This window comes from Nocardia sp. PLKS1-43 (assembly GCF_059510335.1).
Genome location: NZ_JCAJZQ010000004.1, coordinates 749,136 through 764,703, shown reverse-complemented (window position 1 = coordinate 764,703; position 15,568 = coordinate 749,136). Strand labels below are relative to the sequence as shown.

16 protein-coding genes are annotated in these 15,568 nt (G+C 68.9%); 9 read left to right on the top strand and 7 right to left on the bottom strand.

What is annotated here, in order from left to right:
• Positions 1–17: 17 nt before the first annotated feature.
• On the bottom strand, positions 18–1,010 hold the full coding sequence (locus tag AC5WS7_RS19275; RefSeq protein ID WP_495955873.1) for a substrate-binding domain-containing protein: 993 nt from the start codon (positions 1,008–1,010) through the stop codon (positions 18–20).
• A 98-nt stretch (positions 1,011–1,108) separates the two neighbouring features.
• On the opposite strand from AC5WS7_RS19275, the gene AC5WS7_RS19270 reads away from it, so the two are divergent.
• The 5 genes from AC5WS7_RS19270 to AC5WS7_RS19250 all read left to right on the top strand — a co-directional run bounded on the left by AC5WS7_RS19270 (position 1,109) and on the right by AC5WS7_RS19250 (position 5,013).
• On the top strand, positions 1,109–1,753 hold the full coding sequence (locus AC5WS7_RS19270) for a TetR/AcrR family transcriptional regulator (RefSeq protein WP_495955872.1): 645 nt from the start codon (positions 1,109–1,111) through the stop codon (positions 1,751–1,753).
• Between the two features lie 159 nt (positions 1,754–1,912).
• Positions 1,913–2,770: a cyclopropane mycolic acid synthase family methyltransferase gene (locus AC5WS7_RS19265; protein ID WP_495955871.1), complete on the top strand. Its 858-nt coding sequence runs from the start codon at positions 1,913–1,915 to the stop codon at positions 2,768–2,770.
• Positions 2,771–3,166: 396 nt separating this feature from the next.
• Entirely contained in the window at positions 3,167–4,174 is a 1,008-nt protein-coding gene (gene ligD / locus AC5WS7_RS19260) for a non-homologous end-joining DNA ligase (RefSeq protein ID WP_495955870.1), read from the top strand.
• Complete coding sequence (locus AC5WS7_RS19255; protein WP_495955959.1) at positions 4,110–4,610, top strand: NAD-dependent epimerase/dehydratase family protein; 501 nt, start codon at positions 4,110–4,112, stop codon at positions 4,608–4,610. The genes ligD and AC5WS7_RS19255 overlap by 65 nt, the downstream gene beginning before the upstream one ends.
• 25 nt (positions 4,611–4,635) lie before the next feature.
• Entirely contained in the window at positions 4,636–5,013 is a 378-nt protein-coding gene (locus AC5WS7_RS19250) for a hypothetical protein (RefSeq protein ID WP_495955869.1), read from the top strand.
• On the opposite strand, the gene AC5WS7_RS19245 is transcribed toward AC5WS7_RS19250, so the two are convergent.
• The 4 genes from AC5WS7_RS19245 to AC5WS7_RS19230 form a co-directional block, all read right to left on the bottom strand.
• A complete protein-coding gene (locus tag AC5WS7_RS19245; protein WP_495955868.1) occupies positions 4,992–5,444 on the bottom strand; it encodes an SRPBCC family protein in 453 nt (150 codons plus the stop codon). The genes AC5WS7_RS19250 and AC5WS7_RS19245 overlap by 22 nt on opposite strands.
• Positions 5,444–5,572, bottom strand: a complete 129-nt coding sequence (locus AC5WS7_RS19240) for a hypothetical protein (RefSeq protein ID WP_495955867.1) — start codon at positions 5,570–5,572, stop codon at positions 5,444–5,446. Before AC5WS7_RS19240 ends, AC5WS7_RS19245 begins: the two co-directional genes overlap by 1 nt.
• 827 nt (positions 5,573–6,399) lie before the next feature.
• Positions 6,400–7,998: a phytoene desaturase family protein gene (locus tag AC5WS7_RS19235; protein WP_495955866.1), complete on the bottom strand. Its 1,599-nt coding sequence runs from the start codon at positions 7,996–7,998 to the stop codon at positions 6,400–6,402.
• A gap of 12 nt (positions 7,999–8,010) precedes the next feature.
• The gene (locus AC5WS7_RS19230; protein ID WP_495955865.1) at positions 8,011–8,472 is read right to left on the bottom strand and encodes an SRPBCC family protein; all 462 of its coding nucleotides are present in this window, start codon (positions 8,470–8,472) and stop codon (positions 8,011–8,013) included.
• 179 nt (positions 8,473–8,651) lie between these two features.
• Here AC5WS7_RS19230 and AC5WS7_RS19225 point away from each other — a divergent pair, with 179 nt between their 5' ends.
• Both AC5WS7_RS19225 and AC5WS7_RS19220 read left to right on the top strand, forming a co-directional pair.
• Positions 8,652–10,115 (top strand): bifunctional aminoglycoside phosphotransferase/ATP-binding protein, encoded by a 1,464-nt coding sequence (locus AC5WS7_RS19225; protein WP_495955864.1) that lies wholly within the window; start codon positions 8,652–8,654, stop codon positions 10,113–10,115.
• 394 nt (positions 10,116–10,509) lie between these two features.
• Positions 10,510–10,959, top strand: a complete 450-nt coding sequence (locus AC5WS7_RS19220; protein ID WP_495955863.1) for a pyridoxamine 5'-phosphate oxidase family protein — start codon at positions 10,510–10,512, stop codon at positions 10,957–10,959.
• A 115-nt stretch (positions 10,960–11,074) separates the two neighbouring features.
• Here the strand turns inward: AC5WS7_RS19220 and AC5WS7_RS19215 are convergent, their stop codons facing one another.
• Together AC5WS7_RS19215 and AC5WS7_RS19210 are read right to left on the bottom strand one after the other, a co-directional pair.
• On the bottom strand, positions 11,075–11,710 hold the full coding sequence (locus AC5WS7_RS19215; protein ID WP_495955862.1) for a CBS domain-containing protein: 636 nt from the start codon (positions 11,708–11,710) through the stop codon (positions 11,075–11,077).
• Positions 11,711–11,761: 51 nt separating this feature from the next.
• Positions 11,762–12,394: an Rv1733c family protein gene (locus AC5WS7_RS19210; RefSeq protein WP_495955861.1), complete on the bottom strand. Its 633-nt coding sequence runs from the start codon at positions 12,392–12,394 to the stop codon at positions 11,762–11,764.
• Between the two features lie 176 nt (positions 12,395–12,570).
• Between AC5WS7_RS19210 and AC5WS7_RS19205 the strand changes: the two genes are divergently transcribed.
• Entirely contained in the window at positions 12,571–13,545 is a 975-nt protein-coding gene (locus AC5WS7_RS19205; protein ID WP_495955860.1) for an Acg family FMN-binding oxidoreductase, read from the top strand.
• 162 nt (positions 13,546–13,707) lie between these two features.
• Positions 13,708–15,417: a GAF domain-containing sensor histidine kinase gene (locus AC5WS7_RS19200; RefSeq protein WP_495955859.1), complete on the top strand. Its 1,710-nt coding sequence runs from the start codon at positions 13,708–13,710 to the stop codon at positions 15,415–15,417.
• Positions 15,418–15,568 lie beyond the last annotated feature (151 nt).

The window sequence follows — 15,568 nt, the reverse complement described above, 5'->3', positions numbered from 1 at the left end:
ACGGGTTCGGCTGCCACTCAGGTGTCCAGCAGCGCCGGGACGAAGATGTCCTCGCTGGTCAACCGGCGCTTCGAGAGGCCCTGCTCGTGGTGGTAGCGCAGGAAGGTGTCGACCGCCTTGCGGTTCGCGTCGAGGCCGTAGGGCCACCAGTCCTCGCCCAGCAACGTCCTGTTCTCGTCGAAGTGCTTGCTGAACCAGGGTGTGAGGAGACCCATGTGCTGCTTGCGCGCACCCTGGCGGTACTTCTCCTGGACGATCTCCTTGGCCTCGCGAAAGGCGCGATAGATCGACTTCATCAGATCGGCCCGCGTCGCCAACTCCCGGGGGACCGCGAGGACGTGCATCTGCGGGAAGATCCCGGTGCGCCGGTAGTAGTCGCGCTCCACGGCCTCGTGGTCGGGGAAGAGCCGGGCGATCCCCGGCGAGCCGTCCAGCAGGGCCCGCGGGACATCGACCGAGATCAGCGCGTCGATTTCGCCGGACTCGAGCATCGCGCCGAGGGTTTCCCCCTCCCCCGCGTGCCGCACGTGGACGCCCTCCGGCACGGGTTGCGGAATCCAATCGAACGGCGGGATCGGGTGGTCGGTGCCGCCGATGACCCAGTGGGACCGGTCCGGAGTCAGGCCGTATTCGTCGGCGAAGATCCCCTTGATCCACACTCCAGGGTCGTGCCCGAACATCGCGAATTCCCCGATCGTCTTGCCCGCGAGGTCTTGCGGCCGCTCGATTCCGGCCGCGGTGTTGACGAAGACCGCCGAGTGCCGGAAGTTGCGGTTCGGGAAGATCGGCAGCGCGAGGAACGGCGAGTCCTCGAGGTCGAAGGTCCGCAGAAAGTAGGTCAGGCCGTATTCGGCGACGTCGTAGTGACCCTCGACCATGCGCCGGAAGATGTCCGACACCAGCGGCGCGGACTCGAAGGTGGCGTCCACACCGTCGATCGGGACGCGGCCGTCGAACAGTGCCTCGGTGTGCTCGTAGGTGTAGACGCCGATTCGCAGTGGCGCGTTCATCGCGACTCCTCGCTTCCGTGAATGACCTTTCACTATTAGAGTGGACTCATCGCCGGTGCATGTCAAGGTAAATGACCATTCACGTTAGGAGGGCCGGTATGCCGCGGATCACGCCCGAACACCGCGAGGCCAAGCGTGCGGAGATCGTGGCGGCAGCGCGTCGCTGCTTCTCACGCGACGGTTTCCATCAGACGTCGATGCCCGATATCGCCGCCGCCGCGGGCGTCTCGGCGGGGGCGCCGTACCGCTACTTCGCGAGCAAGGAGGAGATCATCCTCGCCATCGCGGGCGACGCGTTCCGGCTGATCTTCGAACCGGTCGAACGGCTGGCCGCGGGCAGCGGCGTGACCTCGGTCGCCGACCTGGTGGCGGCCTCGCTGGAGGCACTGAGCGCCGAGACGGTCACCGACGCCGCGGGCCGCGCGGTACCGGTCGAGGAACTGCTGCGCTGCGCGGTGCAGACGTGGTCGGAGCTGCTGCGCAACGATGCGGTGCGGGCTCGCGCCGTCGAGGGTTTCGAGTCGGTGCGGCGGGGCATCGCCGAGGCGCTGCGCCGCGGCCAGGCGGCGGGCACCGTCCCGCCTGCGGTGCAGCCGGAACACGGCGCCCGCGTGGTGATGGGCCTGCTGCACGGATTTCTGCTGCAGCGCGTGGCCTTCGATCTGACCGATACGTCCGGGTTCACCGACGATCTCCGGATGCTGCTCGAGGGCAAGGGGCATTCGGGAACGACTTCGAGCTGACCAATGTCACCGATCCGGCCGACTCGGGCACTCGTTGCCCGATCAGGCCGTTCGCCCCTGTCGAACGTGGTAATCGTCGGAACGACCACAGGTGACGGTCCGGAACGCAGACAGCTGGAAGCCACAGGTAGCTATCGACCACACGACAGGGAGACCGCCATGGCCACGCTCGCCCCGTTCTATCGGAACGTGCAGTCGCACTACGACGTCTCCGACGAGTTCTACCGGCTTTTCCTCGATCCATCCATGACCTACAGCTGTGCCTACTTCCAGCGCCCGGACATGACGCTGGAGCAGGCCCAGCTGGCCAAGATCGACCTGTCGCTGGGCAAGCTGGACCTGCGGCCGGGCCAGACCCTGCTCGATGTCGGATGTGGTTGGGGCGCAACGATGTTCCGCGCGGCCGCGCAGTACGACGTGCGCGTCATCGGCCTGACGCTGAGCGGCAATCAGTTCGACCATGTCCGCGGTGAGATCGAGCGGCAGGGCCTGACCGATGTCGAGGTGCGGTTGCAGGGCTGGGAGCAATTCGACGAACAGGTCGACCGCATCGTCAGCATCGGCGCGTTCGAACATTTCCGCCGCGAACGGTACGAGGAATTCTTCGCCCGCTGCTATCGGATCCTGCCGCCGGACGGACGCATGTTGCTGCACACCATCATCGGGCACAGCCTCGCCGACCTGCACCGCCTCGGCATACCGGTCACCCGCGAGGACGCCCGGTTCCACATCTTCATCCGGCGCGAGATCTTCCCCGGCGGGCAACTGCCACAGCCCGCCGTGATCACCCGCCTGGCCGGGCGATCCGGCTTCGGCACCGAGCAGATCCAATCCCTGCGCGAGCACTACTCCCACACCCTGGATCTGTGGGCCCGTGCGCTGCAGGACAACCGCGCCGAGGCGGAGCGCATCACCTCGCCGGAAACCTACGCCCGCTACCTGCGATACCTCACCGGCAGCGCCGACCACTTCCGCAGCGGGCACCTGGACGTCATGCAGTTCACCCTCGCCAAGTGAGCCCCGAGTAGCCGACGGGACCGGCTCCCCACGCGCACGGCGTCCGGTCCGGTGCACGCGGCCGACGGAAGGCTGCCGTGCGCGAGCCGGAGATGGTTGTGCGGCCCACCGCGCGAGGGCAGCCGGATGTGCTGGGTGCCCGCGGAATCCGATGCGCCCGCCCGCATCGGAACACGGCTGTGCCCCGAGGTCACCGACGCATGTCGCACTTCTTCTGGCTCGCCGGTCAGCCGGTGGGCGAGGAACGGGCGGTCCGAGCAGAGTCCTCGGCGGCCTGCCGCGTGCACTCGCGTGGCGGAAATCGATCAGCGGCGCGGTATCGAATTCCCGCGGTGAATACGCCGCGGTCGGCACCGGCACCAGTTTCGTGAGATGGGCAGCGGGTACGGCCGGATTATGACCGAAGCCGTCGATGCCGGCAGATTGCCGACCGAGTTGCGGAAATTGCTGCGCGCGGAATCGGTACCCGAGTGGCGGTCGCCGACGCTGGCCACGTTGACCGGAGAGCACTTCTCCGATCCGGATTGGATCTTCGAACGAAAACTCGACGGAATGCGATGTCTGGCATTCCGCGACGGCGAGCGGATTCGGTTGTTGTCGCGTAATCGCCGGCCGCTGAACGGAACGTATCCGGAACTCGTGGACGCGCTCGCCGCACAGAAATCGACGCGATTCGTGGTGGATGGCGAGGTGGTGGCGTTCGACGGGCGCCGGACGAGTTTCTCCCGGCTACAGCGACGACTGGGCATCTCCGATCCGCGCGCGGCTCGCGCTTCGGGGGTCGCGGTGTTCTACTACCTGTTCGATCTGTTGCACCTGGACGGGACGTCGACCACCGCGCTCCCGCTGATTTGGCGTAAACGACTGCTGCGCAACGCATTTCAGTTCACCGATCCGCTACGCTACAGCATCCACCGGGTCGAGGACGGAAACGCGGCCTATCGGGCGGCCTGTGCGCGCGGCGACGAGGGCGTGATCGCCAAATCGGCGAAATCGGCGTATGCGGGCCGCCGATCGAGCGATTGGCTGAAATTCAAATGTGTTCGAGACCAGGAATTCGTGGTCGGCGGTTATACCGCTCCGCAGGGCAGCCGAATCGGTTTGGGCGCGCTGCTGGTCGGTTATCACGACGGACCCGACCTGGTCTACGCGGGCAAGGTCGGCACCGGCTTCGATGCCCGGACTTTGCGCGGCCTGCACGACCGATTGTCGGAGATGGAACAGAAGGATTCTCCGTTCACCAAGGGTTTGCGCGGGCCGACCGGAGCCCGATGGGTCCGGCCCGAAATGGTCGTACAGCTGGGTTTCGCCGAATGGACGAACGAGGGCAGATTGCGGCATCCGCGGTATATCGGGTTGCGGACCGATAAGAACGCCCGGGACGTGGTACGGGAGACGGCCTGATGAAAGTGGTGGTGACCGGTGCGAGCGGCAATGTCGGCACCGCTGTGCTGCGTGCCGCGGCCGCGACCGGCTGGGAGGTGGTCGCGATCGGCGCCGCCCGCCGGACCCGGGATATCCGCCGTACTCGGGCGCACGCTGGATCGGGTGCGATATCGGCGGTCCGGCGGCCGCGCCGGTCCTGGCCGCGGCTTTCGAGGGCGCGCAGGCCGTGGTGCATCTGGCGTGGGCGGTGAACCCGCGCCGCGACGATCCGCCCGCGCGGCGCACCAATCGCGTCGGCACCGACAACGTGCTGCGCGCGGCGGCGCACGCCGGGGTCGGGCATCTGACCGTCGCGTCGTCGGTGGCGGCGTACACGCCCACGCGGCGGTGGCAGCGCGTCACGGAGGATCAGGCGCGCACCGGCCGTTGCCGGCAGCGCCTACAGTGCCGGTAAGGCGGAGCTCGAGGCCCGGCTGGACATGTTCGCCGGCCAGCGGCCCGAGATCGGCGTCGCCCGGATCCGCCCGTGCGGTATCGCGCAGGGTGACGCCGCGGCCGAATTCCGCGATTGGCTACTGCCGCAGTGGTTTCCGCACCGGGTGATCGCACGACGCTGGCTGCCGCTGCCGCTGTGGCACGGGTTGCGCCTGCAACTCGTGCACGCCGACGACGTCGCCGCGGCGATCGACATCGCCACCGAACTCGCGGACGGGCTGCGCGCGGGACGGCGCTGGCACAGTCCGGTCCTCGACCCGCGGCCGCTGAGTTTGCGGCCGGGGCGGCCCACCCATCAGGACCAGACCCCTCGGGAACCCGGTATCGGGGTCACCGAGGACTATCGCCCGGGGTCCGCGTAGTGCGCGGCCACCAGATCGCACAACCGGCGCAGTGATTGCCGGTTGCGTGGCTTCAGGCCCAGCGCCTGGACCGGATCGGGGATCAGGCTCCCCGGCCCGTGGATGACCCGTTCACTCATGGTCACCTCGGTCGTCTCCGAGTCGATCGGCGCCAGGCCCATCCGGATCCACGCCACTCCCAGCGGCCACAGCTGCGCCTCCAGTTCGAGACTGATCGGCGGATCCGCCGCCCGCACCGTCGTCGCCTGCTGCACCATGATCGGCCAAGCGCCGACGCTGTGGTGGATCCGGGTGCCCACCCGCGGCCATCCAGGGTCGACATCGCGCATATGGGTCGAGCCGACCACCCAGTGCCCGTAGGACCAACCGTCCCCCAGGATCGCGAAGACCTGCTCCAGCGAACCCGGCACCTCCATCCGCACGTCCACCATCAGCGCACCTCCCGGACGTCACGCAGCGGCGCGGAACGGCCGCGCAGGCCCGGCCTCGCGCGCTCGGCCACCGTGGTCTCCGGCGGCGCGGCACCGGTCGCGGTTTGCTCGGCGGCGATGATCGGCATGATCCTGGCGTGAGAGCTCTCGTGCATTCGGGACGGACAACAAGGTGATCGCATGACTCGCTCCTGTTCGACAGCGGTTTGCCGGCCGTATGCCCGGAGTGGGGCGCACTACACAGGCAGCCCGCATCCGACCCCTTCGCCGAGCCACCCCCACCCCGTGACACAGCACTTGCCAACCGCAGTACTCACCAGCCGGCCGGCGCTCACCGTCCGCACAAGCTGTCATCGCACAGCGATCGCCCATCGCCCGGTTCGTCACGCCCCGCCCACCGGTTTGCCGGATGACACCCGACACTTTCGACTGGACCAGCTGATTCGGCAGTGGTACCACCGGGCCGCGCAGGCAGCATTCGCACCCCGGGCACCGATCAAACGCTCTCGGCCACCCCCGCACCACATTCCCGACGACGCACGGGATTTTCCGACGCGGTATCGCGCGGCCTCATACCCGCCCGCGCACCGCTTTCCCCATGGCTCCCAATGCCTTTCAGCGCGGCTATCCGATCAGACCGTGGCCCCACCGAGCCGCGCGGGCAGCGTTCGGGCCCCGAGTACCGATCAGACACGCTCGGCCACGCCCCGACACCACATCCCGACGACGCGCAAGGCTTTTCGACGCGGTATCGCCCGCCCCCCGGTCGCGCCCGCGCACCGCTTTCCCCATGGCTCCCAATACCTTCCGGCCCGGCTATCCGACCAGACCGTGGTCCCACCGGGCCGCGCGGGCGGCGTTCGCGCGGCCCGGGTACCGATCAGACACGCTCGGCCACGCCCCGACACCACATCCCGACGACGCGCAAGGCTTTTCGACGCGGTATCGCCCGCCCTCAGTCGCGCCCGCGCACCGCTTTCCCGATGGCTCCCAATGCCTTTCGGCGCGGCCATCCGATCAGACCGTGATCGCGCAGGGCCGCGCGGGCGGCGTTCGCGCCGCAGGCGCCATGCACACCGCCGCCCGGATGCGCCGACGCCGAACTCAGATAGAGGCCTTCGATACCCGTTTCCGGGCGGCCGAGGCCGGGGAACGGCCGGAATACGAGCTGCTGGAACAGTTGGGCGGTGCCGCCGTTGACCGCACCGCCGAAAAGATTGGAATCCGCGCCGTACAGGTCACCGGGGCGCTGGACGAATCGGGCGTGCACGAGATCCCCGAATCCGGGCGCGTGCGCCTCGAGGACGGCATCGACGCGTTCGGCCAGCTGTTCGGCCGCCGCGTCGTCGGTGACGCCGCGCGGGAGGTGGGTGTACGCCCACGCCGATTCGGTGCCCTCCGCCGAACGGGTCGGGTCCGCGGTGCTCATCTGCCCGAACAGCAGGAACGGCGTCCGCGCGAGGACCCCCGTGCCGAGATCGGCGGTCCAGTGCGTCAGGCCGGCCCGGTCCGCACCGAGGTGCACGGTGCCGGCCGAGCGCAGCACTGCCGCGCGCCACGGCACCGGCCCGGACAGCGCGTAGTTCACCTTCACCGTCGGCGCGTCCCAGGTGAACCGGGTCAGGTCCGCGCGCACTCCGGGTGGGACGTCCGATTCGGCGAGCAGCCGGGTGTAGAGCGCGGGGGCGTCCACGTCGGCCAGAACCGCCCGGCGAGCACGCACCAGGGTCCCGTCCTCGGTGCGAACGCCGCACGCGCGGCCACCGCGGACCAGAATGCGATCCACTCTCCGTCCGCAGTGGACCCGCGCTCCGGCCGCCTCGGCGCGACGGACCAGCGCGGCGGTCAGTGCGCCGGCGCCGCCGACCGGAACCGGGAAACCGACGTCCTGCGCGAGCATCGTCAGCAGATACCCGTAGGCGCCGCTTCCCGGTGCGTCCACCGGCACATCGGCGTGCATCGCATTGCCCAGGATCAGCAGTTTGGCGGCCTCGTCGTGGAACAGCTCGTCCACCATCCGCCCCGCCGGCAGCATCAGGAACCGCAGATAACGCAGCGATTCGGCGGTGCGCAACCGCCGCCACAGCCCGGCCGGCCCACGAACCGGCGGGAAGGGACCCAGCACCGTGCGCAGCAGCGGGGCCGCCAACTCGCGCCACTGCTCGCTCAGGCGCAGCCAGGTGCGCGCGTCGCGGCTGTCGTGCCGGGCGAGCGCCTCGGCCGTCGCCTCGGGCCGCGGATGGACCGCGGCCGGGTCCTCGTCGCTCGGCCCGGCCGGATGGCCGTAGACCACCGGCGCCCGGCTCCAGCGCAGTCCGTGATCCTCGAGCCCGAGCGCGCTCAGGACCGGCGAGGCGACCGCCAAGGGATAGAAGGCGCTGAACAGGTCCATCCGGAAGCCGGGCACCGGTTCGGCGCTGCGCACCGCCCCGCCCGCGGTCTGCTGGGCCTCGAGCACCGCGACGTCCCAGCCCGCGTCCGCCAGCAGCGCCGCGCCCACCAGTCCGTGGTGCCCGGCGCCGATGACGACCGCGTCGAGGTGTTCCGTGGTCATGAACGCCTCGTGTCAGGGCTGCGGGCGGTTCACCTCACCGCGCCATGCGCCGGTCTCGCGCTGCCGCGATTCGATGAATTCGCGGAACCGCTTCAGATCGCCCTTCACCCGGTGGTCCAGGACGCCGAGCTTGTCGGCGACGTTCTCCACGAAACCTTCGGGGTCGATGTCCATTTGGGCGGTCACTCGCGTCGTGTCGCCGTCGAGCCGGTGGAAGGTGATGACACCCGCGTGCTTCGGTCCCGCCTCGGTGGTCCACGAAATCCGTTCGTCCGGATGCTGTTCGGTGATACGTGCATCGAATTCCCTTGTCGCTCCGGCGACTTCGACCGTCCAGTGGGTGTGGGTGTTGTCGATCTGCTGAACCCGGTTCACGCCCTGCATGAATTCCGGGAACGATTCGAACTGGGTCCACTGGTTGTATGCGGTCGTCACCGGCACGTGCACGTCGACCGATTCGGTCACCGTCGTCATGATGCGTCCTCCTTCTCGGGATAGGTGGGCAACGACGACGCCATACCCGCGCGGGCGGCTCGTACACGGATCGACCGAGGCGACTCGGCCACAGTGGCCGGGGCAATATCGGTGGCTATCGCCCATTCGGTGACTTTCGCCCATCACGAAATCGGCGGCGATCGGCGAGGCTGGTAGCGATGGATACCGACGCCCCCTTCGCAGCGCTCGCCGAGACCCATTCGGCGGTGGTGGTGCTGTTCGGTGATCAGGCGTACAAGGTCAAGAAGCCGGTGCGGACCGATTTTCTCGATTTCTCCACCGTCGCCGCGCGGGAGGCGGCCTGCGCTCGCGAACTCGAACTGAACCGGCGATTCGCACCCGATGTCTATCTCGGCCTGGCATGGCTGAGCGACCCGACCGGTGGTTCCGGCGAACCGATGCTGGTGATGCGGCGGCTGCCCGAGTCCGCGCGGCTGTCGGCTCGGCTGGACGACCCTGCCGTCGCCCGCGAGACGCTGCCCGCCCTGGCGCGGCAGGTCGCGGCCTGGCACGACCGCTCCCCCGCCGGTCCGGTCGTCGACCGCGCGGCGACCGTGGACGCGGTGCGCGATCGCTGGCGCTCGTTGCTGTCCGGATTGCGCTGTTCGACTGTGGATCCCGCCTCGGTGCGGGATCTTGCCGATTCGGCCATGCGTTATCTCGACGGCCGGGCGGCGCTGTTCGACGAGCGAATAGCCGCCGGTCGCATCGTCGACGGTCACGGCGACCTGCGCGCCGAGGACGTCTTCGTGACCGGCGACGGTTTGCGGGTGATCGATTGCCTGGACTTCGACGACGGACTCCGCCACGTCGACCGGCTCGACGACGTCTGTTTCCTGGCCATGGATCTGGAGCGGCTCGGCCATCCCGGCCTGGCCACGCAGTTCGTCGACGCCTACCTGCGGCTGACCCGCGACGCCCCGCCGGACTCGTTGCGCCACCACTACACCGCCTACCGCGCGACCGTGCGGGCGAAGGTCGAGTGCATCCGCCGCCGTCAGGGCATGCGCGATGCCGGCGCGAGCGCCGTGGCGCACATCGATATCGGACTGCGGCATCTGGCCGCCGGTGCGGTGCGGCTCGTCCTGGTCGGCGGACTGCCCGGCACCGGGAAGACGACGGTCGCCCGCCGCCTCGCCGATGCCACCGGCGCGGCGCTGATATCCAGCGACCGGGTCCGGGCCGATGCCCGCGCCGGCGGCGCGGTGGCGGGCGGCAGCGGGGAATTCAACCGCGGCGCCTACGCACCGGCCGCGCGGGAACACGTCTACGCGGTCATGCGCGCCGAGGCGCGGACACTGCTCGCGGCCGGATGGTCGGTCATTCTCGACGCCAGCTGGATCAATGCCGCACAACGCCGCCGGGCGAGCCGCGTCGCGGCCGAGACGGCGTCGGATCTGATCGAAATACGCTGTAGCGCATCGCAATCGATCGCGGACGCGCGAATCTCCGCACGCAACGGGTCGCAATCGGAGGCCACCCCGGCGATCGCCGAAGCCATGGCCGGCGAGCACACCCCCTGGCCCGGCGCGACGGTTCTGGACACCACCGCATCGCTGGAGCACACCGAGGCCGCGGCGCTGCGTATCTATCGCCGGGCGGAGGAGAAATTCACGTCGTGAGCGGTTGCCGGCCGAGATTCCAGGAGTGAGTGCCGCACCGTCGCTCCCGAAGACCAACGCCCCTTCGGCAGAGGACCACCGGACCTGCCGCGGAACCGCACGCGCGGCGCACGATCCGAACGAATGGCGGGCAACCGCAGGCTCGGCTGGAGGTACGCGAAGTCGGTGCGAGATCGGAGGCCGCCGTGCGCGGGGAACCATCTGTGGTCGACGAACGTGCACGTCATTCGGCGCACAGCGAGGTGACAGGTTCATCCGCCGCCGTTTCGGGGTATTCGTCTTTTCGATGAGCCGGCTTTCGCAGATCGGTCGTCAGCGTGTTCGGCTGTTCGTCCGAGCACGGAGTCAGGTACGAACCGAGTGCGACGAGGCATTACGAAAGGGACTGTGCGCCATGGCTGCGTCCGAGATCGATGGTGATGGCCGCCCGCAGCGCCCGATGCCCATCAGCGAATCGGAGGCCCTGCGGCTGCTCGCCGCCGCACCCTATGGCCGCGTGGTGTTCACCAGGGATGCCCTGCCCGCGATCCGGCCGGTCACCCACCTGGTCGACGACGGGGTGATCATCATCCGCAACCGGCTCACGTCCCGGCTGACCGCGACCGTACGCGCGAATCACAAGGTGGTCGTGGCGTATCAGGCCGACGATATCGATCCGATTCGCTGCATCGGGTGGTCGGTCGTGGTGACCGGCATCGCGCGCACCGTGGAGGATCCGGACCGGATCGCCCGGTACCAACGGCTGCTCGAGCCGTGGGTGGACCGCGTCATGGACGTCGTGGTGGAGATCGAGCCGTCCATCATCAATGGCATCCGCCTCGACGGCTTCGCCGAATCCGATTGACCGTCATCGCCTCCGGCGAGGCGCTTGGTCCACGGCCGCGGGTCGATCGGGCGCTGTCGCCCCGGCACATTCGCGACTCACCTCGAACGGCCAGGCACTCGGGCAGTTGGGATTTTCAGCCGATTGTCTCATCGGCCTTGTGCCGCAACCATTCCGACAGCGGCGGCGCCTGCCCCTGTCCCGAGGGCGAGGACGACTCGGGGACGGTGCGCGCCTCCTGGACTCCCTCGACGGTCATGGCCAGCGCGGAGACGGTGCGCTCCTCGTGGGCGTCGGCGAAAAGGCCCCGGATGCTGACCTGCCCGTTGGTGACCGCGATGGCCCACTGCCTGCGGCTGCCCGCGTAATTATCCAGCCGCGCACGGACTTTCGATTCGATCGCGGCGTCATCGCGGATCAGGGCGCGCAGCAGATCGCGCCGCGCCACGATGCCGACGAGCACCCCGGCTTCGACCACCGGCATGGACCGCAGATGCAGTGCCAACATGCGCGCGGCGATGACGCCGGTCAGGGTGCCGGGATCGACCACCTGCGCCGGAACAGCCATCGCCGCCTCGACATTCGCACCGGTGTGCGCGCTTTCCGCCGCGAGGGCGTCGGACTCGGAGAGCATGCCCAGAACGTGCTCGTCGTCGTCCACCACCGGAAGAGCCGCGAAGCCGTGTTCGGTCAGCAGTGCGATCGCCTCGCGCAGCGGAGTCTTCGGGCGCACCGTCACCACGGGACGGCTCAGAATGTCTCGGGCGTACATGATGTCTCCTCCTGTTTGCCTATGCCACAAGGATTTTCGGGCGCTTCGCGGTCACGGCATGACCGTCCCGTTCCGATCGACCGAGCGCCACTCGGCTTCCCACCGAGCACTGCGCCGCCGATCCAGCAGCTGCCCGAGGCCCCAGGTGGAGAACACGACGGCCGATACGACGACGAAAAGCATCGTGATCGCGGAGCCGATGCCGCGGAAGGCCGCCACGCTCGTGGGCAGCGGGCCCGCGGACGGGCTGCCGTCCGGCCCGAGCCACACCTGGATCCGGTCCCCGCGCCGCGCGGTGGCCGGCACCACGACCTTCGCCGAACCGTGCCTTCCCTGCTCGGTCCACACGACCGCCGCCTGCCAGTCGTTGCCGATCGTGACCTCGGAGTCGTGCATGCCGGTGCCGCCGACCATCTCCACGGGGTCCGCCGTCAGTGTCGCGGTCACCGCGGTCTGCGCGGCATTGCCCGCCTTGATCCGCGCGAGCGTCTGCGTGTACTGCGCGGTGCCGAACGAACAGCACACCGGCACGGCCGCGAGAATCAGCACCGCCGCGAGTATCCGGAAACCGGCCTGCAGCCGGTCCGACGGCCGCAGCAGGGGGTTGCGGCTCCACGGCCCGAGAATGCGGTACCAGCGCAACCGCGCCGATGCGAATCGACCGGTCGGGTGAATGCTCCACATGGCATATGTCCTCTGTTTCCCCGCGAAGGCTGCAGATCTCAGCATTGCCCGCGCACGCGCCGTTCAGCACGGCCGAATGTCATCGGAAGGCCCGCGATTCGGAAGGGATCGGGGGCCCTGTGACTCGGGGCCCTAAGACCCCTCCCGGACGCCCCGGCGAGCAATAGCGTGAGGTCATGACCGCACTCCCCGTCGACATCGTCGCGAAGGCAGTCCGTTGCGCGGGGTCGGCGCCCTCGCTGCACAATTCGCAGCCCTGGCGCTGGATGTTCGACCGCGACCATCTGGATCTGCACGCCGTACCCGAACGGATGCTGCCCACCACCGATCCGGCCGGGCGTCAGATGTTCCTGAGCTGCGGAATCGGTCTCGGCCATCTGCGCACCGCGCTGACCGCGGCGGGTTGGGACACCTCGGTCGCGTACTTTCCGGACCCGAATCGCCGCACCCATGTCGCCACCGTCCGGTTCGCACCGCACACCTCGGTCACCGACGCCGAACGCGAACTCGCCGACGCCATCGCGCGACGGCACACCGATCGGCGCCCGATGCGGCCGCCGGCCGGTTGGGCGGACTTCGAAACGGTGCTGCGCTCGACCTTCGATCCCGCCGACGCGATGCTGGACGTGATCCCCGAATCCGCCCGCGCCGTACTCGCGCACGCCAGCAGCCTCACCGCCGCGGTGCGTTATCGGGACGCGGAGTACCAATCCGAACTCATGTGGTGGACCGGCATGGCCGATCCCGACGTCGGCATCCCCGAGTCCGCGCTGCTGTCGGCGGACGAACATGCCCGCGTGCCGCTCGGCCGCGGCTTCCCGCTCACCGAACGCCGGCCGCGGCGAACCGTGTTGCCGGACGCGGCGACCGTGCTCGTGCTGTCGACCGATTCCGATCGCCGGGCCGATCTCGTGCGGGGCGGTGCGGCGCTCTCGACGATCCTGCTCGAATGCACGAGGGCCGGTTACGCCACCTGCGTGCTCACCCATCTGACCGAATACCGGCGCAGCCGCGAGATCGTGCGCGATCTCATCGGCGCGACGGCGCTGCCGCAGACCCTGATCCGCGTCGGCACGGCCGCGCCGGACAGCGCCCCGGAACCGCGCACGCCACGCCTGGCTCTCGCCGAAATACTGCACGTCACCGGGTGAGCGCCCGCATCAGCGCCATCCGTTCCGCCGCCCCAGACACCAGCGAATTCGCCCGGCGGTCGGCTGCTGCCACCGCGGATGTCGGTGGCTAGACTGTTGTGTGTTCTCCCGAGCTCATCGATTTCGTCCTGAGATCGCGGGATCACAGCAGAAGGGGGCGTCATGTCCCGGTCCTCGGATACGTATTCCGTACGCGAGACGCTCTCGCAGTTGCGGTTGCGCGAATTACTCGATGAGGTGAAAGACCGCATCGAGCAGATCAGTGACGCCCGTGAGCGGATCGACGGCCTCGTGGAGGCCATGCTGACGGTCACGTCGGGCCTCGACCTGGACGAGACGCTACGCACCGTCGTGCGCACCGCGACGACTCTGGTCGGCGCCCGCTACGGGGCCCTGGGTGTGCGAGGACAGGGCCACGAATTGGTCCAGTTCATCTATCAGGGCATCGACGACGACCAGCGCGCCCTGATCGGGGACCTGCCGCAGGGCCACGGCGTACTGGGCGTGCTGATCGACGAGCCGAAGCCGATTCGGCTGGACCGTATTTCCGATCATGCCGCGTCGGTCGGATTCCCGCCGCATCATCCGCCGATGGACAGTTTCCTCGGAGTGCCGATTCGGATTCGCGACAAGGTGTTCGGCAATCTGTACCTCACCGAGAAGCTCAACGGCCACGCGTTCACCGATGACGACGAGATCGTGATGCAGGCGCTGGCGGCCTCGGCCGGGGTGGCCATCAACAACGCACATCTGTACGAATCCGCCCGCAGCAGACATGCGTGGATCTCCGCGATCCGCGACCTGACCGCCGAATTCCTCGGCGAGGGCGGTACCCGCGAGGTGCTGGCACACCTGGTCGAACATGCGCGGCAGCTGACCTCCTCCGAGCGGGCGATATTGGCGGTCAGCCGCGATTCGGACGTGCCCGCCGACCAGGTCACCCACCTCGATATCACGGGCGTCGCCCCCTCCGGTCCGGTCCCGGCCAGGGTGAAGGTCACCGATACCGACATCGGCGACGTCTTCCGCACCAGAACCGCGCGGCGACTCGACGCCGGATCCGGTGCGGAACTGCTCGGCGACGGCCCGGTGCTGCTGCTTCCGCTGCACACCGGTAATTGCGCACTCGGCGTGCTGATCACAACGAGGCGAGAGGGATCGATGGATTACACCGACGAAATCCTCGACCTGGCGACGAGCTTCTCCGCTCAGGCGGCCGCGGCGATGCAGATGGCCGCAACCCGGGAACGGGTCCAGGAATTGAGCGTGCTCAGCGACCGCGACCGCATCGCCCGCGATCTGCACGACCAGGTGATCCAGCGGCTCTTCGCGGTCGGGCTGCTCTTGCAGGGCACGGTGCCGCGCAGCAACAAACCCGAAGTGCGGCAACGGATCACCGAAGCGGTCGAGGAATTGCAGCAGGTCGTGCAGGAGATCCGCACGACCATCTTCGACCTGCACAGCGACGATCCCGTGCTCGGGCACCTGCGGCGGCGTATCGACGAGGTGGTCCGCAGGCAGACCGCGGATTCGCCGATCGCGACCTCGGTCCGGGTCACCGGTCCGCTCTCGACGCTGAACGGCGAGCTGGGCGACCACGCCGAGGCGGTGATCCGCGAGTCGATCAGCAATGCCGTGCACCACTCCGGCGCCGACCACCTGAGGATCGAGATCCACGTGGACGAGGACCTCAATATCATCGTGGAGGACGACGGCCGGGGCATACCGCCCGGCCGGCCGACCAGCGGCCTGTGCAATCTGGCGAACCGGGCGAAGCAGTGCCACGGCTCCTTCGATGTCACCCCGGCCGCCGAGCCCGGTCCCGGCGGCCGCCCGGGCACCCGGATCCGCTGGACGGCCCCGCTGCGCTGAGCCCGCCGGGCGCAGTTGTGTGATGGACCAACGACACCGCACAACGGACGAAAAGCCCTGTGCCGCCGGTCGCGATGCGCGTTGACTGGCCGTTACGCGCACACCGGCCAGGGCGCGTCCGTGACCAGCGGTAGGTCGACCGACACGAGGA